General features: G+C 65.5%; 18 protein-coding genes. 5 read left to right on the forward strand and 13 right to left on the reverse strand.

The genetic code is table 11. The features are described 5' to 3' along the window. Positions 1-193: 193 nt before the first annotated feature. From Pla123a_RS15535 to Pla123a_RS15550, 4 genes are all read right to left on the reverse strand, one after another. On the reverse strand, positions 194-532 hold the full coding sequence (locus Pla123a_RS15535) for a hypothetical protein (protein WP_146588569.1): 339 nt from the start codon (positions 530-532) through the stop codon (positions 194-196). Positions 533-668: 136 nt separating this feature from the next. Then, entirely contained in the window at positions 669-1,754 is a 1,086-nt protein-coding gene (locus tag Pla123a_RS15540) for a DUF1559 domain-containing protein (protein WP_146588571.1), read from the reverse strand. Positions 1,755-1,798: 44 nt separating this feature from the next. Continuing rightward, complete coding sequence (locus Pla123a_RS15545; protein ID WP_146588573.1) at positions 1,799-3,271, reverse strand: hypothetical protein; 1,473 nt, start codon at positions 3,269-3,271, stop codon at positions 1,799-1,801. Positions 3,272-3,579: 308 nt separating this feature from the next. After that, positions 3,580-4,638, reverse strand: a complete 1,059-nt coding sequence (locus Pla123a_RS15550) for a LacI family DNA-binding transcriptional regulator (protein ID WP_146588575.1) — start codon at positions 4,636-4,638, stop codon at positions 3,580-3,582. 192 nt (positions 4,639-4,830) lie between these two features. Between Pla123a_RS15550 and Pla123a_RS15555 the strand changes: the two genes are divergently transcribed. The 5 genes from Pla123a_RS15555 (at position 4,831) to Pla123a_RS15575 (ending at position 13,245) form a co-directional block, all read left to right on the forward strand. Further along, positions 4,831-5,874, forward strand: coding sequence for a glycoside hydrolase family 130 protein (locus Pla123a_RS15555; protein WP_146588577.1), 1,044 nt, complete (start codon positions 4,831-4,833; stop codon positions 5,872-5,874). A gap of 108 nt (positions 5,875-5,982) precedes the next feature. After that, the gene (locus Pla123a_RS15560) at positions 5,983-7,836 is read left to right on the forward strand and encodes a sodium:solute symporter family protein (protein ID WP_146588579.1); all 1,854 of its coding nucleotides are present in this window, start codon (positions 5,983-5,985) and stop codon (positions 7,834-7,836) included. A 16-nt stretch (positions 7,837-7,852) separates the two neighbouring features. Then, on the forward strand, positions 7,853-9,700 hold the full coding sequence (locus tag Pla123a_RS15565) for a cellulase family glycosylhydrolase (protein WP_146588581.1): 1,848 nt from the start codon (positions 7,853-7,855) through the stop codon (positions 9,698-9,700). A 327-nt stretch (positions 9,701-10,027) separates the two neighbouring features. Next, a complete protein-coding gene (gene pta / locus Pla123a_RS15570; protein WP_146588583.1) occupies positions 10,028-12,130 on the forward strand; it encodes a phosphate acetyltransferase in 2,103 nt (700 codons plus the stop codon). Then, a complete protein-coding gene (locus tag Pla123a_RS15575; protein ID WP_146588585.1) occupies positions 12,127-13,245 on the forward strand; it encodes an acetate/propionate family kinase in 1,119 nt (372 codons plus the stop codon). Before pta ends, Pla123a_RS15575 begins: the two co-directional genes overlap by 4 nt. A gap of 45 nt (positions 13,246-13,290) precedes the next feature. Here the strand turns inward: Pla123a_RS15575 and Pla123a_RS15580 are convergent, their stop codons facing one another. From Pla123a_RS15580 to Pla123a_RS15620, 9 genes are all read right to left on the reverse strand, one after another. Next, on the reverse strand, positions 13,291-14,031 hold the full coding sequence (locus tag Pla123a_RS15580) for a hypothetical protein (protein WP_146588587.1): 741 nt from the start codon (positions 14,029-14,031) through the stop codon (positions 13,291-13,293). A gap of 6 nt (positions 14,032-14,037) precedes the next feature. Next, positions 14,038-15,726 (reverse strand): GH39 family glycosyl hydrolase, encoded by a 1,689-nt coding sequence (locus Pla123a_RS15585; RefSeq protein WP_146588589.1) that lies wholly within the window; start codon positions 15,724-15,726, stop codon positions 14,038-14,040. Positions 15,727-15,737: 11 nt separating this feature from the next. Then, positions 15,738-16,037, reverse strand: a complete 300-nt coding sequence (locus Pla123a_RS15590) for a hypothetical protein (protein ID WP_146588591.1) — start codon at positions 16,035-16,037, stop codon at positions 15,738-15,740. A gap of 48 nt (positions 16,038-16,085) precedes the next feature. Next, the gene (locus Pla123a_RS15595) at positions 16,086-17,135 is read right to left on the reverse strand and encodes an arabinan endo-1,5-alpha-L-arabinosidase (protein WP_146588593.1); all 1,050 of its coding nucleotides are present in this window, start codon (positions 17,133-17,135) and stop codon (positions 16,086-16,088) included. Further along, positions 17,135-19,612 (reverse strand): alpha-L-arabinofuranosidase C-terminal domain-containing protein, encoded by a 2,478-nt coding sequence (locus Pla123a_RS15600; protein WP_146588595.1) that lies wholly within the window; start codon positions 19,610-19,612, stop codon positions 17,135-17,137. The genes Pla123a_RS15595 and Pla123a_RS15600 overlap by 1 nt, the downstream gene beginning before the upstream one ends. 52 nt (positions 19,613-19,664) lie before the next feature. Further along, positions 19,665-20,807: a DUF1559 domain-containing protein gene (locus Pla123a_RS15605; RefSeq protein ID WP_197528010.1), complete on the reverse strand. Its 1,143-nt coding sequence runs from the start codon at positions 20,805-20,807 to the stop codon at positions 19,665-19,667. 92 nt (positions 20,808-20,899) lie between these two features. Then, entirely contained in the window at positions 20,900-21,340 is a 441-nt protein-coding gene (locus Pla123a_RS15610; protein WP_146588598.1) for a hypothetical protein, read from the reverse strand. 31 nt (positions 21,341-21,371) lie between these two features. Beyond that, entirely contained in the window at positions 21,372-22,823 is a 1,452-nt protein-coding gene (locus tag Pla123a_RS15615) for a LamG domain-containing protein (RefSeq protein WP_146588600.1), read from the reverse strand. Positions 22,824-22,907: 84 nt separating this feature from the next. Beyond that, positions 22,908-23,762 (reverse strand): LamG domain-containing protein, encoded by an 855-nt coding sequence (locus tag Pla123a_RS15620; RefSeq protein WP_146588602.1) that lies wholly within the window; start codon positions 23,760-23,762, stop codon positions 22,908-22,910. Positions 23,763-23,794: the final 32 nt, after the last annotated feature.

Here is a 23,794-nt window from a genome sequence, read left to right on the forward strand (position 1 = left end):
ACGGTTGGCATCCACTTCTCAAGACGCTCGCCTCGCTCCGAGTGGAACTGGTAGACCTGCCACGACATCGACGAAGACGGTTGAACGGACACGCGGCATTTGGGTTTGCCGCCCCGTTTGGGGCGACTTCACCCGCAGGGGGCGCCGCCGTGGCTGTCTCGCGTCGAGCCGCGGCTAGGAAGAGGCGTGTGATTTAGAGGGGCGGCCGCGGGACTTTGAGCTCGAGTGCGCCTCGCCGTGAGACCTCAACCTCCAGCGGGCTGGTTTCCGACGCGAGGTACTCTGGCGGAACGAGCGGCCTGCCGTCGGGGCCACGGCCAATTTTCAGGTAGACCCGCTGCTTGCCGACGATTAGCCCGTCCTGGTACTTGTGGGTCGTGGCGGCGGAAAATGCGCCTTTGGAATCCACAATCGCGGTCCCTACCCTGGGGAACTGCACGCCGTCTGGCGATTCGACTTGCGGGACGAACTTCAGCTCGTAGTTGCTCGCGGGGATTACGCTGCCGTCCTCGTAGCGGACACTTCCCGTCACGGGCACGAGATCGAACGGGCCCCCGCCGCACCCTAGCGTAGACCCCAGTAGGGACAAGAGGGTGAAAAGCATGGGCCTAAGCGCGGCCGGTCTAGCGGGGGGCATTGGCTCGTTAACCGATGGGGGCGCGCTCGAACTAGAAGTTGGAGACCGGCAGAGAGTCGCGGCCCACGTTCATCCGCTGCCAGATCAGGAACTTGTCTTCGCTGGTCTGGTCGACGCGGACGCTGCCCCCCAGGGGGAAATCGCCCGCCTCGACGAAGTCGGAGACGAAGTGCACGCTGGCGTCCGCCATCGCCGCGACCGCCCCACCGGGGTGGCTGCTCCGGACCACGGACTGGCCGCTCGCATCGACCCCGAGGTCGGCGCCCATGCACTGGGCGAGCATGCCGTCGATGCCGACCTGGCTCTCGATTTTCTTCACCTCGTAGACGTCGTCGTTGAATCCGCCGCAGTCGTTCGGTGGGAACGCCATGTGCCGGCAGTGGAAGCTGGAGCCGCACATGCCCATCGCCCAGACGCCGCGTCGGTCGTTTTCTGATATGCCCGCCCGCATCTCGGCGATCAGGATAGTCTTTGATGCGCCGTCGGTGATCTTGCTGAGGCTCAGGGCCTGGTTGGTTTGGCCGTCGCTGAAGCCGCTGATGCCGATCTGGTACTGCATGTCCGCCTTGCCGGGGCTGGGCGACTTGATGTCTCGCCAGTACTGGCTGGGCCAGTACTGCATGCCGTTGAGGCCGTAGTTGGTGCGGGCCCAGTTGCCGTTGCTCCCCTCAAAGTGCGAACGGTTTTCTGGGTCGCTGGGGCACAGCATGATAGGGATATCCGTTCCCCGGGCGACAAAGTTGCGATCGCCGTTGGGGTCGTCGCTGACGCGGCTGGTCGCGCTGATGTCGAACAAGTCGAAGAGCTGCTGCTCCTCGATGTAGGGGAGGATCCGGATCGCCCAGTTGTGGAAGAGCGACTTGTCCTTCAGCGGGTTCCAGTTTTTGTCGTTGGGAAAATCCGCCGCCGCCGGGAACCGCCCGATCGTGTCGTGGTAGTTGTGCAGCGCCAACGCCAGGTTCTTGACGTTGCTTACGCAGGCCGATCGCCGGGCCGCCTCGCGCGCCGACTGGACCGCCGGCAGCAGCAGAGAAACAAGCACCCCGATGATGGCGATCACCACCAAGAGTTCGACGAGCGTGAAGGCAAGACGTGGTTGTTGGCGTTTGAGTCGCATGATTCCGTTCAGTCCCTGATCGTGTGCATGGAGGCCCGACGGGGTCAGGCGGACGGGTGGCGGAGGCGCATCGCCAGCGACCCAGCCAGCAAGAGGCACAGGGCGAGTGATCCTGGCTCCGGCGCGGCCTCGGCCGACGATGACGGCCCGCCGGCCGCAAAGTTAGCGACCCACGTGGCGTACTGAGCCTGCCCGATCGCAACGCTGTTCGGGTCGTTAGGGAGAGTCCCCGCCGAGGCGCCGACGTTATCGCGCCAAATGGTGTAGTCGGCCGCGTCAACGACCCCGTCGTCGTTGTAGTCGCCGGCCAGCCCGGCAAACTCAGGAGCCAGCAGCCGCACGTTGTCGATTGAGATATCAACCGCGTCGTCCGAGTTGGTGCCCAGCGCCAGCCGGAAGAAGCCCCCGGGCTGAAGTCCACCCGCCGCGGGAAGACTGACCCCACTCGCAATAAAGGACGACAGCGGGAACTCCAGCGTCACGGTCTGTCCGGCAAGATCGGTCGGGTCGCCCGCGTTCTGGGTCGCCTGGTAGAAGGCGCCCGTGAAGTCGGAGAGGTTCAGCGTGATCGATTCGTAGGTCGGCGAGGCGGGGAAGGGGTCGTCGCCAAACGTGACGTCCAGCGCTAAGATCTCGGCCTTGTTCACCTCCGTAATCAGCTGATCGACCAGCGGCTGCAGGGCCGGGTCGCCGGTCTCGACGCTGGCGTCGATCGCAAACTGGCTTCCCCACGCGAAGCCGGCCTGGGGCGAGCCGACGCCCAGCGCGTTGGCGCCGTCGGTCGCGCCGCTGCTGGTAATCGTGCGGGTGTGTTGGTACGGCGCGTTGCTGAAGCCGTCCTGCCAGCCCTCGAATCTCTCGTCGACGCCGGGCGTGGAGGGGTTGTCGGGGGTCTCCCAAGAGAACAGTGTGGTCTCGACGTACTGCGGGACCTCGGTGAAGCGGAAATTGTCCAAGTAGTAGGTGACACCCACATTGGTGTCGGCGTTGAAATGGTTGCTATTGGTTGTGACCCCCAGCTGGTAGTACGAAGAGTCCGGCGTCAGCGACAGTTGCGAGGCCGGCATGGTGAGGTGGTAGCTGCCCGCGACCCCAGGAGACGCGTTGACGATGTTGTTGACTTCCTCAAACCCAACCGCCGCGTCGCTGTTGGAGAAGACGCTGAAGAGGAAGTAGGTGCCGACATCGCTGACTTGTGTCCAGCTGGACTCAGTGAACGTGATGTCGAAGTCGAGCGTGTACAGCGAAGGGTCCGCCGAGACCTGATTGAAGATGTCGTACACCGGGCCCGTGCTAAGGCTCACCCGCGCGCCGCGGCCGAAGTCGTAGCTCGTCTCGACGCCCATCGCCATGGCGCCCTCGGTGGCGCCGGTGGTCGTCTGAAAGTGGTTGATGTAAGGGCCGGCGGAGGTGGGGCCCACCCAACCATCCAGTCCCGACTCAAACGAGAACAGCAGCTGTGCACTGGCGCTGCCGGCGACGCCAAAGGCGGCGGTCAGCGCTAGGAGGCCAAGCATGCGACGGGAGCAAGCAACGGGCGCCATGATTGTCATTGAAGAGACTCCGCCTCGTATGGTGTAAGAAAACGCCACTTGATTCGATTCAATCGGCGGCCGCCGGTGCAGGCTGATTGCCAGCCCACGCCACGTCTGCATGGATGTCGAAAGGCCGCCGGTTGCCGATTAGATAAGGACAAGGAAAGCAACTGCGTCCGGTAGAGCCCAACCAGCTCGGTTAACCGTGGCGCAGCAGCTTTTACTCAGCTCTGTTTGCGATGGTAAAGTACTTGAGCACGGGAGTCAAGTATTTTCGGAGCCGACAAATATCAGCGGGCGGGAGGCGCTGAGGAATCCCTGAGAATCAGGTCGGCGTCGATGCGAGCCTGCTCTGAGGGCCCTCCATCGCTTCGGCCTTCCAGGCGGTCAAGCACCAGCGACGCGGCTTTGACGCCGATCTCGTCGGGGCGTTGGCGCACGGTTGTGAGCGGGGGAACCAGGTGGGACGAGAAGTCCAAGTCGGCAAACCCGACGACCGAAAGGTCCTGCGGGATGCTGAGTCCCAGGGTCACTGCGGCGTCGTAGACATGCATGGCCTCGTGGTCGCTCACGGCGAACACCGCCGTCGGGCGGAACGGGTCGGTCAGCAGCTTCGTCGCGACCTCCAGTCCGTCCGTTCCGGTGCGATTGAGCCGCCAGCTCTTCACCTCGGCGTCGGAGGCAACCTGCACGGCGCGCTCGAACTCCTGCCGCCGCTCCCAGGCCCAGGTCTGAGATTTCGTCTCTCGGCTAGATATACAGGCGATCCTGCGGTGTCCAAGGTCGAGCAGGTGCTTGGCCACCATCTTTGCGGCCTGGGTTTCGTTGGTGGTGACGGTGTCGCCGAAGGGCGGGTCGCTGCGGTAGTCGATCACGACTACCGGCAGGTTCCGCTCCGCGAGGTCAACCAGATGGTCCTGGTAGGCGACGCCGAACGCCGGCCACATGATCAGCGCGTCGACGCGGCGGTCGAGCAGGCGGTTGATCTGCCGGGCGCCTTCTTTCTCGTCGACTTCAAAATGGGGCATCCGACCAAGGTCGCCCTGCCAAACCGTGATGGGGAGGTAGTCGGCCTCGGCCAGGCGGCGGTGGATCCCTGAGAGGACATTGACCCAGAACGAATCGTACGGCGGGATCATCACCCCGATCGTCTTGGTGCGACCTGTCTGGATGCCCGAGACAAGGAGGTTGCGGCGCCAACCGAGTGCCTTGGCGGCGTCGATGACGCGCTGGCAGGTATCGGCGCCAAACCTCGCCTGATCCCCGCGGAGGATCTTCGAGGCCGCGCTTACCGAGACGTTCGCCGCTTCGGCGACATCTTTCAATCGTGGGACGCCTTTCTGGTTCATAGCTTCAGGTTACACGAGGTCGATCGCGGATGCAGCAGGAAAGCGAGGAGCCCGAAATGGCTAGGTCAACTACTTGAGCACGCGGCGGTCCGCGGCTACGATAGTCGGGAGGCGGCCAACTCTCGATGGAATTGTCAGCGAGTCGGGCAGGCCTACCACTACTGAGCCCCGGACGCGTTGAGGACCCCGACTATGACCCCTGCCGATACCGCCGATCGCCAAGCCGCCGAACGGACGGGAGGGGCAGCCGCTCAGAGCGGCGCCGATCAGCGATCGTTCCCCTGGCAAGATCGTCCCGCGGCGGTCCAGGATGCCGTGTGGCGAGACTCGCGGAACCCGATTATCGCCCGGCGTCCGATGCCTGGAATCCAGGGGATCTACAACAGCGCGGTGGCGCCGTTCGGCGACGCCTACGTGGGGGTTTTCCGCACGGAGGACTACAACCGCTTTCCCCACCTGCGAGTGGGTTGGAGCCGAGACGCAATCGAGTGGAAATTTGAATCCGACCCGATCCTGTTCGCCAACCAGGACCACGACCCGGCCGACTACGCGTACGATCCGCGTGTGGTTCAGATCGACGGGGTTTACTACATCACCTGGTGCGGCGGGCACAATGGGCCGACCATCAGCATCGCCCGCACCGAGGATTTCCGGACTTTCGAGCGGATGGACAACGCATTCCTGCCGTTCAACCGCAACGGGGTATTGTTCCCTCGCAAGTTGGGCGGCAAGTACCTGATGCTGAGCCGGCCGAGCGACGACGGCCACACCCCGTTCGGTGACATCTACCTCAGCGAGAGCCCCGACATGGTCCACTGGGGCAAGCACCGCCTGGTGATGCGTCGGGGCGGCGGCGAGCACGGCCAGTGGTGGCAGCGGACCAAGATCGGCGCCGGCCCGATCCCGATCGAGACCGCCGACGGCTGGCTGATGATCTACCACGGCGTGATCGACACCTGCAATGGGTTCGTCTACAGCATGGGGGCGGCAGTCCTGTGCAAGGACGATCCGGCCCGCGTGCTGTACCGCACGAACCGCCACTTGTTGACTCCCGACGAAGACTACGAGGTATTCGGCCACGTCCCGAACGTGGTGTTCCCCTGTGCGGCGCTGCACGATGAAGCGACCGGCCGGCTTGCGATCTACTACGGTGCGGCCGATACTTGCACGTGCGTCGTCTACAGCACCGTGGATCGCATTGTTGAGTTCACGAAGGCGAACTCGACCGTCTTCTGAAGGGCCGCTGGCTGCTGATGGGCTGTAGGCGGACCCGCTCGGCGTACGACCTCTTATCCCTGCAATCGCCCGCCTGCTGACGGCCGGCGTTCCTACGGCGCTGGTCTGATGGATAGATACCACACTGTCGACCTCGTCATCTTGGCGGTCTACCTCGCGGTCACGATCGGCATCGGCGTTTGGTGCGCCCGCTTCGCCTCCCGCAGCATGGGTGCGTATTTCCTCGGCGGGAACCGCATCCCGTGGTACATGCTCGGGCTGTCGAACGCGTCGGGCATGTTCGATATCAGCGGCACGATGTGGATGGTCTACCTGCTCTTCGTCTACGGGCTGAAGAGCGCGTGGATACCGTGGCTGTGGCCGGTGTTTAATCAGGTCTTCATGATGGTGTACCTGTCGGTTTGGCTGCGGCGTTCGGGGGTGATGACCGGCGCCGAGTGGATCCGCTTCCGCTTTGGCGACGGTCGGGGGTCGCAGCTGGCGCACCTGATTGTCGTCTTGTTTGCGCTGATCAACGTGGTCGGGTTTCTCGCCTACGGGTTCATTGGCATCGGCAAGTTTGCCGCGACCTTCGTCCCCTACCAGCTCGCCGCCGACCCGACGACCAATGTGAACCTCTACGGCCTGCTCATCACCGGCGTCACGACGCTCTACGTCGTGAAGGGCGGGATGATGAGCGTGGTGTTCACCGAGGTGCTGCAGTTCTTCGTGATGACCGTCGCGTGTGTGTGGGTCGGGCTGCTCGCGATGACGATGGTGTCGCCGGAGATGCTCTCCGACCGCGTCCCCGCCGGCTGGGGCCGGTTGTGGTTCGGCTGGCGGTTGGACCTCGACTGGGCCGGCGTCATGGACGCCGCGAACTCCAAGATCGAGTCCGACGGCTGGCAGATATTCTCCGCTTTTGTGATGATGATGCTGGCCAAGGGGTGGCTGCAGAGCATGGCCGGGCCAGCCCCCAACTACGACATGCAGCGGGTGCTCTCTTCCCGATCGCCCCGGGAGGCGGCCCTGATGAGCGGACTGGTGAGTCTGGTGCTGCTGATCCCCCGCTACATGCTGATCACCGGTTTGACCGTGCTCGCGCTCGCGTTCTTCTCCGACCAGCTGAACGCCATGGGCGAGCAGGTGGACTTCGAGCTGATCCTGCCGATCGCCATGCGAGAGTTCGTGCCGGTGGGGCTGTTCGGTCTGCTGATCGCGGCGCTGCTGGCCGCCTTCATGTCGACCTACGCGGCGACTGTCAACGCGGCGCCCGCCTACGTCGTGAACGACATTTACAAGCGGTACTTCAACGCGGACGCTTCCGAGAAGACCTACGTGCGGATGAGCTACGCGGTTTCCGTAGCGGTGGTGGTGGTGGGCACGGCGTTGGGGTTCGCGGTCGACTCGCTCAACTCGGTCGTGCAGTGGATCGTGGCGGCGCTCTACGGCGGCTACACCGCCGCCAACGTGCTGAAGTGGCACTGGTGGCGTTTCAACGGCTACGGCTACTTCTACGGAATGCTGGCCGGGATTGTTGCGGCTGGGGTCGTGCCGGCGAGCCTCCCGGCGGTCTCTCCGATCTACACATTCCCGATCATCTTCGCGGCCTCGCTGGTGGGGTGTGTCGCCGGCAGCCTGCTGACGCCCGCCGACGAGCCAGCCGTCATCGATGCGTTTTATCTGCGGGTCCGGCCGTGGGGGGCGTGGGGGCCGGTGCGGGAGCGTCTGGCCGCGAGCGGCGTCGAGGTTGAGCCCAACCGCCACTTCCGCCGCGACATGAGCAACGTCGCGGTGGGGATCGTCTGGCAGACTAGTCTCACGGTGGTGGGGATCTACCTCGTCCTGCGAGACTATTCTGCGCTCGCGGTGGCGCTGCTGGTTGTCGCGGCCTGCACTCTCTACTTAAAGTTCTACTGGTACGACAAACTCGAGGAGTACCCGCCCGAGCCCGCGTCTGTCGGGGCGGCGACGCCGAGCTAGCTAGGAGTCGAGGGGAATGCGCATTAAGGTCCAGCGAGAATTGTTGCTGGCGCTCTCGGCTTGCTTGCTCGCCCTAGGCGATTCGAGGGCGGTCGCGTTCGAGCACTTTGTCACCCGCCAGCAGCACCGGCTCTACGACGGCGACTCGCCGTACCGGTTTGTATCCTGGAACGTCCCCAACCTGCATTGCGTTGAAGACTCTCTCAACTTCCTGGGCGGCTCGCCCTGGCGGTGGCCCGATGAGTTCGAGGTCCGCGACGCGCTGCGGTCGGTCTCGCAGATGGGTGGCCGGGCGGCTCGAAGCTACGTGATCAGCGTCCGCCGTGACCAGGGCGACATGGGCGATCACGTGCACGTGCTGGGCCCCGGCAGGTTCAACGAGCAGGCGTTCCAGGCGCTCGACCTGGTCATCAAAGTGGCCGAGGAGGAGGGTGTCCGGCTCATCATCCCACTTGTCGACAACTGGCACTGGTGGGGGGGCGTTAAGCAGTACGAGGCGTTCCGCGGTCGTCCCGAGGGCGCCTTCTGGAGCGACCCGCAGCTGGTTGAGGACTTCAAGCAGACCGTGCGGCATGTCGTCCAGCGACGCAACACGTTGACCGGCGAACGGTACAGCGACTCCCAGGCGATCCTTGCCTGGGAAACCGGCAACGAACTAGACGCGACCGCCGAGTGGACGCGTAAAGTCGCGGCCTACATCAAGCAGCTCGACCCCAACCACCTGGTCATCGACGGGTGCTCGCTGCACGGCCCGCCGCTGCAGTCGATCGACGACCCCGGCATCGACATCGTCACGACCCACCACTACCCCAACGTCGGCAACAACAACGCCGCCAGTGTGGTGGAGGCGGCGCATCAGGTCGCCGGCCGCAAGGCGTACTTGGTAGGCGAGTTCGGTTTTCTGCCGGTCGACGAAGCGCGGCGGGTCCTCGACGCTGTGATCGAGAGTGAAGCGGTCGGGGCGCTCTACTGGAGCCTGAGGTTCCACCGCCGCGAGGGCGGCTTCTACTGGCACGACGAACCATCGGGGCAGGGCGTCTTCAAGGCGTTCCACTGGCCCGGCTTCACTTCCGGCGACGGCTACCGCGAGCGTGAAGTGTTCCAGATGGTGCGCGGCGCCGCCTACCGGATCCGGGGGGAGCAGCCGCCCACGCTGCCAGTCCCAGTTCCCCCCAAGCTACTCCCCTGCCCGCGGCCGCTCACGCTATCCTGGCAGGGGTCGGCTGGGGCGAGCGGCTACGACGTCTACCGCGGTCTGTCGGCTGCGGGCCCCTGGGAGCGGATCGCTGAGCGGGTGAGCGACGCACGCTACCCCTACCAACCGCTGCTTGCAGACGAGGAAGCGGAAGTCGGGACGCAGGCCTATTACCGGGTAGTCGCCCGCAACGCGGCTGGCGACTCCACCCCGTCAAACGTGCTGGGGCCGATCGAGGTCGCGTCGCGGCTGCTGGTGGACGAGTTCAGCGAGCCCCGACCCGAGCGTGCTCTGCAGGGTGCCCACGAACAGACGAGCGCCAGGGCACGGCAGGCCCTGGAGGATTTCCACCGGCTCTTGCTGCAACCTGGCGCCAGCGTCACCTACCACGTCGCCGGCAATATCGCGAACGTAATGGTGTGGGCGTTCTCTAGTGCCCCCAATGACGAATTGACGGTCGAACTGTCGGCCGACGGCGTGCATTTCACCGCGGCAGAGGTCGCGTTGAAACAGGCAGACCGTGGAGCTAGTGATTACGCCTACCTTGTTCCCCAGCTGGTCGAAGCGGCAGTCTCCGCGCCGGGGTGGAAGTATGTGAGGGTTTCTGTCGCAGCGGGGGGCTCGGAAACCGAGCTGTCGCGTGTCGAAGTGCGCTATCTGCCCGAATAGGGGCCGGGGACGCCATCGATTCTACGCCCTGCTGGGGGCTGCAAGCGGGGTCCTCTTGAACGCCCTCCTTACCAAGCGGGGCATTGGCTGCGAGAATCGGTGGAAATGACTCTTGGCGCCTAACGATTGGTCGGAATCGGTCAAAGCCTCGGCCCATCAAGTAAACCTCCTGAGGGAAGATTGCACGGTATTAGCAGAGTTTCATCAGTTCCCTGGCCGAACAAGGACCGGGAGTAAGTCGGACCTGCTAACTCCTGCAGGCGTAGCGCCCGATTGATTCTGTAACCTTAATGATTCGTAACCGCTGGCGCGGCAATCGGTTCTCACATGTCAAACTCTGCCTACGTCCTCGCCTACGAGCCCCGCAGCGGCAAGTCGCTCGTGGTCCTTGGCATGATGGAGATCCTTTCCCGGCGTGTCGAGCGACTCGCCTACTTCCGGCCTCTCGTCAGTGGCGACCCCGCGGACAACGCCCACATCCAGCTGGTGCGGGACCGCTACCGTATCAAGGCCACCCCCGAGCAGATGGTCGGGATGCGGCTGGACCGCGCCCAGCAGCTCATTGCCGACGGGCAGAAGGATATCCTGTTTGGCGAACTGCTGAACCGCTACCACGCCCTAGCCCGCGACGCAGAATTTATCCTCTGCGAGGGGACCGACTACTCGGGGCTCGGCGCTTCGTTTGAGTTCGAGTTCAACGCCGGCCTGGCCATCCATTTGCGGTGCCCGATCGTCCTGGTCGGCTCGGCGGCGGGCCGGTCCGTGGCGGAAACCATGCGGACTCTGCGGACCGCCCGCGCTTCGCTCGAGCAGCTCGGCGACACAGTCGCAGCGACCTTCGTGAACCGCGCCTCGGCGGCGCAGGCAGAAGAGATCCGGGCGGAGCTCGACCTCCATCCGGAAACCGACGGGCCCTCCTGGGTGCTGCCCGAGACGCCCGCCCTTGCGCGGCCCACGGTCGCCCAGGTTGCCGCAGCCGTTGGCGCCGAGTGGCTGCACGACCCGGGCGACGCGGCCCAACGCGATATCGCGACTTACCGCGTCGCCGCGATGCAGCTTCCCAACGCGCTGTCGCGGACGGCGGAGGGATCACTCATCATCACCCCCGGCGACCGGGCGGACATCCTGGTCGGAGCGATCGCCTCGGTCATCAGCGAGGGCTTCGCGACGCCCGCGGCGGTGCTCCTGACCGGCGGGCTGGAGCCGCCGCCAGCGGTTATGCGGCTGCTCGACGGAATGCGGCGGTGGCTGCCGCCGATCCTCCTGGTCGAGGGGGACACCTTCACCGCCGCGATGGGGGTCGAGGGAACGCAGGCGGTGCTGACCGCGGACAACACCCCGAAGATTGCCGCGGCGCTGGGAGCGTTTGAGAGCAGCGTCGATATCGAGGCCCTGCTGAAGCGCGTCGCGGTCGCGCGATCGGAACGCGTCACGCCGCTGATGTTCGAGAACGACCTCATCGAGAAGGCGCGTCGCGACCGCAAGACGATCGTGCTCCCCGAGGGGTCCGACGACCGCGTGCTCCGCGCCGCGGCCGTGCTGGCTCGCCGCGAGGTCGCCTCGCTGGTCTTGCTCGGCAAGCCAGAAGAGATCGCAACCCGCGCCGCGACGCTGGGCGTCGACCTGCTGACGACCAAGATCATCGATCCCGTCTCGTCTCCGGACCGCCAGCACTACGCCGAGGTGTTCTACGAAGCGAGGAAGCACAAGGGGGTCACGCTGCAGGATGCGCTCGACCAGGTCGAAGACGTCAACTGTTTTGGGACAATCATGGTCCACCTCGGCGACGCCGACGGCATGGTTTCCGGCGCCGCCCACACCACCGCCCAGACGATTCGGCCAGCGCTGCAGATCATTCGCACCGCCAAGGGGGTGTCGGTGGTGTCGAGCGTGTTCCTGATGTGCCTGCCCGACCGGGTGCTGGTCTACGGTGACTGCGCGGTGAACCCCGACCCGACGCCCGCCGAGCTCGCCGACATCGCTATCGGATCCGCCGCAACCGCGGCCCAGTTTGGGGTGCCGCCGCGGGTGGCGATGCTCTCCTACTCCACCGGCGACTCCGGCAGCGGTGCCGCGGTCGAGAAGGTCCGGGAGGCGACGCGGATCGCCCGCGAGCGGGCGCCCAACCTGTCGATCGAGGGTCCCATGCAGTACGACGCCGCGATCGACCCGAGCGTAGCGGCCTCGAAGCTGCCCGGCAGCAGCGTCGCCGGCAAAGCCACGGTCTTTATCTTCCCGGACCTCGATTCGGGCAACAACACCTACAAGGCCGTGCAGCGGTCGGCCAGCGCTGTCGCCATCGGCCCGGTGCTGCAGGGACTCCGCAAACCGGTGAACGATCTGAGCCGCGGGTGCACGGTAGCCGACATCGTGAACACCGTTGCGATCACCGCGATTCAGGCCCAGGCGGGGGCGGGGGCGGCAGAATGAGGGTCCTCGTCATCAACTGCGGAAGCTCATCCATCAAGCACCGCAGTTACGACATGCCAGCCGAGCAGCAGGTTGGCGGCGGCGCGGTGGAGGGTATCGGTACAGCCGACGGGCCCGCGAGCCACGACGCCGGGATCGAGGCGGTCTGCTCGCAATCGGACACCGCGCCAGACATCATCGCCCACCGTGTGGTCCACGGCGGCGACCGGTTCAGCGGGGCCGCCCTCGTTACCCCCGACGCGCTGGCGGCGATCGCCGAACTAGAGCCGCTCGCACCGCTGCACAACCCCGCCAACCTGCTCGGCGTCCGCATCACGACCCAGCGGTTCCCCAACGTCCCGCAGGTCGTGGTTTTCGACACCGCCTTCCACCAGACCATCCCCCAGTACGCTTCGCAGTACGCGATCCCCCGCGACCTGGCGGAGCGGTACGGGATCAAGAAGTACGGCTTCCATGGGACTTCGCACCGCTGGGCATCCGAGAGGGCGGCCGCGATGCTCTCCAGGCCGGTAGGCGAGCTCAAGGCCGTGGTGCTCCACCTCGGCGCCGGGGCAAGCGCGTGCGCGGTAAACGGCGGCAAGTCGGTCGACACCTCGATGGGCTTCACGCCGCTGGCGGGTCTCATCATGGCGACCCGCGCCGGCGACATCGACCCCGGGGTGCTCACCTTCCTCGCCCGCGAGGGCGGGCTGACTCCCGACCAGATCGATGCTTTGCTCAATCGCGAGAGCGGGCTCAAGGGACTCGCCGGCGACCCCGACCTGAGGAATGTGATCGCGCGGGCCGAAGACGGTGACGCCGTCGCCCAACTGGCGTTGGACGCCTACGTCTACCGCATTGCGCGCACGGTAGGCGGCTACCTGGTCGCGCTCGACGGCCTCGACGCCCTGGTTTTCACCGGCGGCGTCGGCGAACGCAGCGCGGTGGTGCGAGCGGCGGTCTGCGAGCGGTTGGCGATCTTGGGCGTCACGCTGGACGCGCAAAAGAACGCGGTTGGCCTAACCGAGAACGACAGCCGCATCGAAGCCGTCGGCAGCCGGGTCGCGGTCTGCATCGTGGCGGCGAACGAAGAGCTGCAGATCGCCCGCGAGGCGGCCGCCTGCATCGGCGGGTAGATTGTCACGCGTGATGCCAACGACTCCTGGCGCAGTCTGACTCCCTCAGGCCGACCGACGATTGGTCGTCCGCGCGAGCCCGGCCGCGACGCAGGCCAATACAAGCGTTGCCGCGGTCGACGGTTCCGGCGTCGATGTGGCGGCGCCGATCGGCGAGTCGTATGTGGCGGCCCAGATGTCATAGTCGGCGGTGTTGATCACATTGTCGCCGTTGGCGTCGGCCCGCAGGTCCTCGGTCGAGTCGAGCGTGTCCCGCCAGATCGTGTAGTCGGCGGCGTCGACCAGGCCGTCAGAATTAAAATCGCCGTTGGCTGTCAGCGGGGTCGACCGGATATACGCGAAGCTCCCCCCGGCGCCGCTCCCTTGCCCCCACTCGGTGAACTGGAGGTCGAAGTAGATGTCGTCGGAAACCAGGTGAACGACAAAGTCGACGCCAACCGAGTTGGGCGGCCCACCGATGGACGAGCTAAGCCCAACCGTATTCAGCCAGGTATCGAACGAGAGCGAGCCAAGGTCCGTGGTGGTGCCGACCGCCCACTGCGTGCCCGCAGGACTGTCATCGCCCTGGAAAATCTCGGACACGGCGTTGTACAGGCCGCGGGTATTGGTCCGCGTGATCCAGATGTCGTCGGTCAGGCGATCCTGGTTTTCGGGGAGCGACGAGTCGGCGAAAGGAGCCTTGGAAAAAGTGGTCGACGGGCCGTTCCAGACGACCGCCTTAGCGGATCCGCAGGCCAGGTTGGCCGCTAGCGTCGCGATGATCGCAAGCGTCTTGAGTTTCTTCATTGGTTGTTATCCGTCGCTCTTCGCAAGCTCAAACTCGAACAACGCCACCCCCTGCCGAGGCACGATTGTCGAGAGTTCAGCCCGCTTGCCTTCTGTGTTCCTAAGCTCGGTTCCGGGCAGGGCCTCTAGTCGCGACGCGGCCTGCAGCCGCCGATACTGCTCGCTGTTTGGGGCTCCAGGCGACCCCATCGCTTGCCACGCCGCGTAGCTGTTGGCGTGATCCTCATCGACTCGCCAGGCGTTGGCGACGCGCTGCACGCTGTCGGATGGCAGGCTCACGGTGACGCTCGCGTCGGCGCCGGGAAGGTCGTCGTCGTGGTAGTGCCACACGAGCACCCACAGCCGTTCCCCTTGAACGCTTGCGAGGCAACCCACATCGGGCCGGTCCCGCACACCTTTCTCGATTATCTCATCAAGCGGCGTCTGGTGCGAGCTTTCGCTGGCGACCCGTTCGCCCCCCATCCGCGAAAACAGGCGAAACACGTTCAGCACTGGCAACGCCACGCCGTTCGAGGCGAGTTGCCGGAAGCCCGCGAAGTACGGCTGGTCCTCGAACTCGAACGCCCAGGTGAGGGCGCCTTCGAGCCGCACGCCGCGCTTGTCCGCCAGCTGGTGCAGCCTGGCGAAGCTTGCTGCCGTGTAGCTCGAGTAGACCGTGCCGTTGCGGTAGCTGAACTGTCGCCCCTGGCACGCCGCACACCCCTCCGGATCGCACTCGCCAATTATAATCGGAGTTTCGCGGAGTTCAGGGAATGAGGCGACAATCTTGAAACCGCGGTCAACGGTCGCCAGCTGCTGGGCGATCCCCATGCGGATGTGGTCGTCCTCCCACCGGGGCGCCCCTTTGGCGTGGAATGCGATGAAATCGAGCGGGGTCCCCTCCCCGCCGGTGGCGGCATTCTTCCCCCGCAGGCAGTGTTCGAGGAACGCCCGGGTAAACTCGCCGCCGTCGCCGGCCGAGTGCGGACCGCCGACCCGGGCCTCCGGCAGCGCCCTCCGCACGCCGGCGATGGTGTGGTCGTGAAGCCGGAGGAACTCCTCCCGCGTCCCACCCCAGTAACCGCCGGGGTGCATGTTGGCCTCGTTCCAGGTCTCCCAATACCAGGAGGCCGCCTCCTGGGCGCCGTACCTCTCGGCGCAGTGCTTCGCCATCTCGTAGACAAGGTTTTCCCACTCGGCGAAGTCCTTGGGCGGCTGGCGCCAGCCGGTCATGATATCGCTGTAGGGGAGACCCGGCCGCCACTCGTGGCGGTACGGGGTCGGCTGGCGTGACAGGACCTCCGGCATGAAACCAACCTCGACGTAAGGCTTCACTCCGCCCGCGATCAGCGTGTCAAAGATCCGATCGACGACTTCCCAGTCGTAGACCGGCCGGCCATCGTTGTCGTAGGTGTAGGCGTTCGAGCTGCCCCACTTCAGGGCGGGCGTCTTGTCGCCGCTGGTGAGCAGGTTGTGCGGGCGGAAGAAGACCGAACCTGGCCGCAAGGCGCCCAGCTCGCCGGTAAGCTTCTCGCCGTCCTTCATGTAGACGTAGTTGGGCTCGTCGGCGCCGAAGAACCGCCAAATCGGCCGCAGCGGCCCGATGGTCTCCGCGGGGTCGATCGAAACCTGCACGTCGAACGGTTCGGCCGCCGACAGCGGGGCGAGCGGCGTCAGCAGCAACGCCGCAGCTAGCGTCATACTCAGGTTATTCATGATGCTCTCCGTCAATGAATTGGGGATGCCGCGAACGCCGCCGGTACAAGCAGAGCAGCGCCGGGCGAGAGCACGCCATACGGGTTGACCATGATGGTGTCGGCGATGGTCAGCAACGGGTTATTGTAGTCGACCTGCCCGGTGTTGCGGTCGTCGACAACGATCCGCCCCTCAGACAAGGCGATGGGGTCGCCGTCCGACGAGACGCCTCCGAGCTCCGCAACGAAGATCTTGTCCCCGATCCCGAGGACCGGCGTGGCGCCGAGCGCCAAGCCGACGAGCAGGCCGCAAGAGAGCAGGGGTGTTCTCATCGTGTGCAATCTATTTGGAGCAGGACGCGGCGCGGGCTACGGCTGAGGTCAGGGCTCGGGAGGATTCGGACCGCTGGACGATGCCGCGGGCTGCGGGGGACGCCGCCGCGGTCGGCGAGGAGTGGTGTCATTGGCGACTAGCTGGACGTTGGTCGCTTGCGGCCAGTTGTCGTCCGACCAGGCGAACTCGGCGAGCCCCAGCTTCGAGCGTCCCCGGTCGTCGCGGTCGTAGTAGTGGAATCCGAAACGCCGCTGCTCGCCGTCCTGAACCATCGCGACATGGCCCGGCCCGATCCGCCGGCCGAGCGTCTCGAGCACCAGCGTCCCGCCACCCTCCAGCAGCGGCGTGCCGTCGCGGTCGAGGTAGGGGCCGGTCACCGCTTCGCTGCGGCCTACCAGGATGCGGTAGGTGCTCTCCACGCCGCGGCAGCAAAGGCCGTGGTTCACAAACAGAAAATAAACACCGTCACGCTTAATTAGTGTCGGCGCTTCGATCATTTCTGCCCAAGCGAGGCGTGTCTTGTCTGCCCCCTTGAGTGACAGCCCGGTCGCCGGGTCGAGTTCCACCAGGTACAGGCCCTGCCAGTACGATCCAAACGCCATCCAGTGGCGTCCGTCGTCGTCGACGAGGACCGACGGGTCGATGGCGTTGTAGGGCGCGTCGGGGTTAGAAGTCACCACCGCGCCGCGGTCGACCCAGCTATAGTCTTTGGATTCCGGATCGAGCGAGCGTGTCGCCACGAGGCCGATGCCGGAGTTCTGCTTGCCAAACTGCGAAGCAGAGTAGTACAGCCGGTATTCGTCGCCGACCCGCACGATGTCGGGCGCCCAGTAGTGGCCCCGGAAGCCCGGGACCAACTCGGGGATCCACGCCGGGCGGCTCTCCTGGGCAAAAACGCCCGGCCCGGAGGTCCAGTTCTCAAGATCGGGCGAGGTGAGCGACTGCACCCCCCAGCCGGTCGAGAACAGCCGCCAGTGACCACCCTCGCGGACAATCGACGAAGGGTCGTGCACGCGTACGTGCCCCGAGAGCACCGCTTCGTCGGCTGCCGCTGCGGCGCAGCACGCGAGCACGCAACACCCGGGGGCCCAATGCATTACTGGGCTCCCTTGGTCGTCGTCCTCAAAATCGTAAAGGAGTGTGGTGGCAGGTCGATTGTCGAGTCGGCGCCCGAGAGGCGCTGCCGCGACGCTTGGGGCGAAACCTGTTGGGGCGCGTCGATTGAGTTTTCGTCTTCCGGATCGCCCGAGAGCCGGATCACCTGGGCCTCGCGGGGGCCGCCGGCGAGGCCGTTGAGCTGCAGCCGCACCGTGGTTGGTTCATCGGTGGGATTCACGAGTTTGACAATCGCCTTGCCGCCATCATCGGCAGTCGAAGCCCCAGCGAACACGCGGTCAATCTGTGGCCTCGGGATTTCGACGTCGTGCACGACCTCCCCGTCGAGTGAGCAGATTACCCGTTCGCCCTGCACCACGACCTTGACGTCGTACCAGCGGCCGGTCTCGATCGTGCCCTCGGCGTCAACGACCTGCCGCGGGGTGGTCGAGTGGGCCGCTTGCTGATCGATCAGCCCGTGCCGCTTGTTGTTCCAGCCGCCGATATTCCACTCGATCCGCGAGCCGCCGTCCCCGTAACGGAGGAAGATGGCGAAACCTTCGCGCCCCGAAACCTTGCGTGCCTGGCAGGTGAAGGTCGCGTCGCCGCTGACCGGTTCGCCCACCAGGACCCGTGTCGCGCTGTCGAGCGAGGTCTGCCTAACCACGCCCTCATCGGTCTCCCAGTCGCCCAGGTGCACGGTTTGATTCTCGGCGTCCACGCTCAGCTTGCGGAACTCGACGCACGAGCGGTGCGAGCCGAGGCCGAACCGACCACCGACCGGCGGCGCCGGGCGTGGGTCGGTGATCTTGACCGGCGCGGTGATATCGCCGCGGTGCTTGCTGAACAGCTGCTGCACGTAGTAGCTGGGCGTCGCGTAGCTCTTCAGATTGTCGAACCAGATCAGGTTCGGCCGCCACTGCCAGCCGTCCTCGTGGGCCATCAGCGGCGCGTACGCGCTCATGGTCACGACGTCCGAGTTCCGCTCGATCCCGGTCAAGAAGGCGGCCTCGGCGATCGCGCACCGCAGGTTGTTGCGGTTGCGGGGCGAAACAATCTGCACCGACTGCGCGGCGTACTCGCCCATAAACGCCTGCGGGCCGTTGCGGTCGTAGTTGTCGTACCGGTGGGCCTCCCGGAGGAACCAATCCGGGCAGGCGTAGCAGTGCTCGTCAACAATCGGGACCTGCTGCTTGCGGAGCAGCGGCCAGGCGTAGTCGAACAGGTCGCCCGAGGGGAACGGGCCCGAGGTCGAAATCAACTCGATCTCTGGATGCCGCTCCTGCAGCACCCGCGCAAACTCTTCGTACCGCTCGAAGTACTCGGGCCCCCACTGCTCGTTGCCGACGCCCAGCAGCTTCATGCCGAACGGCTCGGGGTGTCCCATCGCCGCCCGCTTAGCGCCCCAGGTGGTCTCGGCCGACCCGTTGGCGAACTCGATCAGGTCGAGCGCGTCCTGGATGTACGGGGCTAGCTCGTTGAGTGGGACGAGCTCCGAGGTGTTGAACTGGCACGCCATGCCGCAGTTCAGGATCGGAAGCGGCTCGGAGCCAAGGTCCTCGGCCAGCTGGAAGTACTCGAAGAAGCCGAGGTTGAACGACTGGTAGTAGTCCGGCGCAGGGCGGTGGGCGAATTCGGTGTTCCAGCGGTTGACAATCAGCCGCCGCTCTTCACGCGGGCCGATGGTAGTCTTCCACTGGTAGCGGTACTTGAGCTCACTGCCCTCGACGATGCAGCCCCCCGGGAACCGGAAGAACGCCGGCTTGAGGTCGGCCAGCAGCTGCACCAGATCGCGACGCAGGCCGCCGGGGCGGCCCTTCCAGGTGTCCGCTGGGCAGAGCGAGATCAGGTCGAGATCGGCCAGCTTGCCCGCGACCAGTCGCAATTCGAGTCGGGCCTTGTTGGCGGTCGTGTCGGCACGCAGCGTCGCCTCGTGGCGGCGCCAGGCAGAACCCTCGACGGTAAAGGTCTCGCCGGCCAGCTCTTGGCCCTGCTCGTCAACGACACGCACCCGCAGTCTGGCGGCGCTGCCGGCGGTCGAGCGGCCCTGGAACGAGAGCCGGTAGTCGCCGCCACCGCGGATGCCCATCCCGCGGAAGCCCTCGTTGAAGACCCCGCCGTCCGACGCGCCGTCGCCGCCCTCTAAGCGGAGGTAGCGGGGGTTGGCCGAAGACATGGCCGCCTCGCTGGCAAGCTCGATCTCGACGCCCTGGCCGAGCCTGCTCCAGCCGAGCAGCGGTTTGGGCGCTTCGAGCGAGCCGTTCTTGACCAGCTCGGCACACAGGCCGCCATCGGCGCCGAAGTTGATGTCCTCGAAGAACGCGCCGATCAACCGCGGGCTGACCTTGTGCCCCGGGGTCGACAGGTCAACCTCGACCTCCACCGGCTCGACGGCGTCACCAACGCCCGCCAACAGGCAGATGATCGCCAGGCTGCAGGCCGATGACCGCACAGCTAGGGAAGCGGCTCGGTAGTTCATCGTGTCGCAGCCCTACCGGCCGCCTCCGCAAGTTGCAAATCGGGCGACGGGCCTACTGATCGGTGGTGACGACTTCACCGCCGCGGGCCGAGGTCATCGCGTTCCAGGCAATGATATCGATGCCGTCGGTGATGAGGGTAACCGACCCGTCGCATCGCGAAGCAACCACACCGCCAGGGTGCCGACTGCGGGCCGCGATGTGCTGCTGCTTGGTGCCACCTGGGTTGTCTACCGTTGCAGACGCGGGAACCCCCGTCACGCCGCCGCGCCCGCCGCCTTGCGGGAAGCTAGCAGGAGCGCTCGGCTTGCCCGACAGCGGATTGACTGGCAGATTGGCGTCTTGCCAAACGCCACTCACGCCGCCGAACCACTCTCCCTGCCGCGCTAGGGCGTCCGGGTTTTGCGAATTTGGAGCATTCACCCCGGTAAACGTCTGTCCGCCAAGCGCGGATTGTGCGTCTGAGTAGGGGCCGCCCCACGCATTGCCGTTCTCGGGGAGGACAACGACCTCGGCCATCATCATGGTGTTGGAAGTGCCGTCGAGGATCTTGCTGATCTTGCCGACCTTCTCAGGAATGAACGGGCCGCCGCCGGCGGTGACAACGGGGAACCCAGCATTCTTGTATGCCGTGCAGGCGTCGCAGCCCGCGTTAGTTGTGAGAATATCGTGTTGGCCATAGACGGTGTTGCCAGCATTGACCACGTAGTTGGATCGAACCCGGGCCCACGTCTGGCTGTTCCACTCGTTGCGCTGCAGGCCGATATCCGACGGGCACGCAAACATGCTGATGAACGCGGTCCGCACAGGGTAATTGCTGGCGTGGCTCAGCGAGGCGTCTGGGTTGCCGACGTCGGCAAGCTGCGATTGCTCGATGTAGGGCATCACGGGGATGTACCAGCCGTGGTCGTCGTACCAGCCGGTTGCGGTGGGAGGGCCAAGCCCCGCAGCGTAGAGAGATTGCAGCTTAGCTCCACTCCAGGCCTTGGCCATCGGGGGCAGGCCCCCTCGGGCTGACTCGTAGTTGAGCATCGCCAGTGACAACTGCCGCAGCTGGTTCATGCACTGCGACCGCCGGGCCGCTTCGCGGGCCGCCTGCACCGCCGGCAGCAGCAGCGCGATCAAGACGCCAATGATCGCGATTACGACCAGCAGCTCGACGAGGGTGAAACCCGTTTTCTTGTGATTGACTCGCATCCACATGCTCCTTCGCGAGTGGGCAGAACTAGCAGGCGTGGGCTCGAGAGTCGAGTCGCCCGGGTGTCTTCCCTGTGCTATCTAGTAGGGGGCTAAAGGTCGAAGTCCTGTTGTCCGCCGCCGGCGGGGATCTCCGTTTCGATTCCCGCCGCCTTGCCCGGCGGCACAATGCTTCTCTTCTCTTGGTACTCTTGTCCGGTGCGCTCGCTGACGCGGGCCGGACCGACGGGACGCTCGATGTTGAACACGACCTTGTTGGGCCCGACCGGCACCTCGGTAACTTGGTACTTACCCCCGTTGATGGGAGCCGACACGGCGTCGGCGAGGGCTTTTCCCTCGGGGATGAACCCGATGGTGGCCTCCGCGTCGGCAGGGATCGGCTTGCCGCCGATCGTCACGGTACCCGAGAGGCTCGTGGTGGCTCCTTGGCCGCAGCCCATCGCCAGCACGACAAGCAGTAGAGCGACGCCGCGGTCTGCCCCAATTCCGCGGCGCCGCCTAACTGCTGGATGTTTCCGAAAGCTAGGAATCATCATCTCTCTCTTTGACAGTGCGATTAACGAATCAGCCAAGACGGCGCCGGCGGGCGGCAACCAGGCAACCGAACGCGGCGACCGACAGCAACGCGGTCGGCTCGGGGACCGCACCAGCCGCACCGCCCACGTTGAGCGTGGCGCCGTAGTTGGCGGCCCAAGTGTCGTAGTCGGCCTGAGTGTAGGTCCCGGGGTTGTCCCGCCAAACGGTGTAGTCGGCCGCGTCGACCGTGCCGTCCATGTTGAAGTCACCCGGCAGGTCGTCGACGAACGCGCCGATCGTCACGGTGGCCAGCGTCAGGGCGCCGCCCGCAGGCGCGTAGCGGAATTCAATGTCGCCCATCGCCCCAAGCAACGCGGGGTTCACCGGCACGCCCAGCGAAACGCTGTTGTAGGGCGCGATGGTGGTGTCACCCGAAAGGAACTGCTCCACAAGGCGGCTGGCCGACAGGGCGACGGTTGCCTCGTCCCACGACTCACCCGTTCCCGGGCCGATCGAGTCGAGGCCCTGGTCGCTCAGCGAGTCCCAGCCGGTCGTGCCGTTGAAGTCGGCGGTCAGCAGCGAGCCGTTGGCGCTGTCGACCCGGTAGTAGTCGATCGAGATGTCCGCGGTGCTGGTGTTCTTCAGGCGCGCCTCTCCGGTGACCGGGTCGATCTGCAGCTCGAGCGGGGTCGAGATGTCGGTCTCGAACAGCACATCGGTGGTTACAAGCACGTTGTCCATGATGCCGTCGACGTGGTCGACAAAGCCGCCGTTGTACCAGCCGCGTCCGAATGTCCAGTTAAGGGCCGACGACATGAAGTCGTTTGCGGAGCCCTCGCCCTGGTAGGTGTGGAAGCCAACCTGCTCGCCATCCACGAACAGGCCGAGTGTGGTCCCGTCGCTCACGGCGGCGACGTTGTACCAAGTGTCTGTCTGGACACCGCCCGCAGGGGCGCCGTCGACAATCGCCCGCTCGCCACCGGAGGTAACTAGGTTCACCCGGAACCGGTCGTCGATGCCATTCTTGACCAGGTAGAAGTCCGACTCGGGGGACCCCACCGACGAGCCATCACGGCCAATCATCGTCCGCCAGCCGGCAATATCGCGCAGCAGAATATCTGTCGAGATTGTCCAGGTAGGCGAGGTCCAGTCGTGCAGGGCGCCCTCGGTGGCGTAGCCGTCCGAGGTGGTGTTCGGGTCGCCGGCGCCAACCTCCAGATTCATCGCCAGGCCGCTGCCCGACGGGGTCTGGCTGGTCCAGCTCGGGCCGAACTGCTCGTTGAAGCCCCGCATCAAAATTGCGTTGACGGTGTCGGTCGAACCGCCCGAGCCGTCGGCTTCGCCGAGCGGAGTAAATTCGGCGCCGTCGGTTCCGTCTTCAAAGTTCCACAGGGCGACGTTCTGGCCGTGGACACTCGGCGCGAGGCCGAGCAGCAGGGCGACCGCAGCCGCCCATCGCAGCTTGGCCGCGGTGCTGGAGCTGGGGGAGTGCTTCGTCATTTATTCGTCTCCACGAGAAGAGTTGGTGCAAGCTTCGTTAAGCAGGAGTAGTTTATCGCTGGAAAGACTCTCGCCATCGGGCGGCTAGCGACGCCGACAGGCGGCGAGCGGCAGGCTCAGCAGGATGAGGACCGCCGCGGCCGGCTCAGGAACAACAGCCAGTGGGATCAGGTCGCCGGCGCCGAGGGCGACGTCACTGAACCGGACGTTGTCCATGATGCCGTCGACATGGTCGACAAAGCCGCCGTTGTACCAGCCTCGGCCGAAGGTCCAGTTGAGGGCCGAGTTCGGGATCGCGTTGTCCGCAACGGTTTGAGCAGTGATGTCGAGGGTCGAAACTACCTGGTAGCCCTCGCCCTCGTTGATCAGGAGGGAGAGGGTTTGCCCGTCGCTCGTAGCCGCGACGCCGTACCATGTATCGGGCTGCACGCCGCCGGCCGGTTGGCCATCGAGGATCCAACGCTGCCCACCCACGGTGTCGTAGTTCAGGCGGAACTGGTTGTCGATGCCGTTCTTCACCAGGTAGAAGTCCGATTCCGGCTCGCTCTGGGTGGAGCCGTCGCGACCCACCATGGTCCGCCAGCCGTTGACATCCCGGAGCATGACTTGAGTCTCAATGGTCCACTGCTCGGGCGACCAGCCGTGCAGGGCGCCTTCGGTAACGTAGCCGTCCGAGGTGGTGTTTGGCGCCACGCCGATCACGAGGTCCATCGCCAGGCCAGTCAGGTCCGAAGTGGCGGACGTGAAATTGGGTCCGAACTCTTCGTTGTAGCCACGCATCAGGATGCCGTTGGCCGTGTCGACCGAACCGCCGCTGCCGTTCGCGTCACCGACCGGGGTGAACTCCTGGCCGGCAGTGCCGTCCTCAAAGTCCCAGTAGGCGACCGTGGCCGCGTTGGCGACGCTGCACACTGCAAGCGTGGCGGTTAAGGCAAACATCAAACGTTGCGGGGCGTTCACGAGGCTTACTC

Source organism: Posidoniimonas polymericola (genome assembly GCF_007859935.1).
In the GTDB taxonomy this organism is placed as follows: Bacteria; Planctomycetota; Planctomycetia; order Pirellulales; family Lacipirellulaceae; genus Posidoniimonas; species Posidoniimonas polymericola.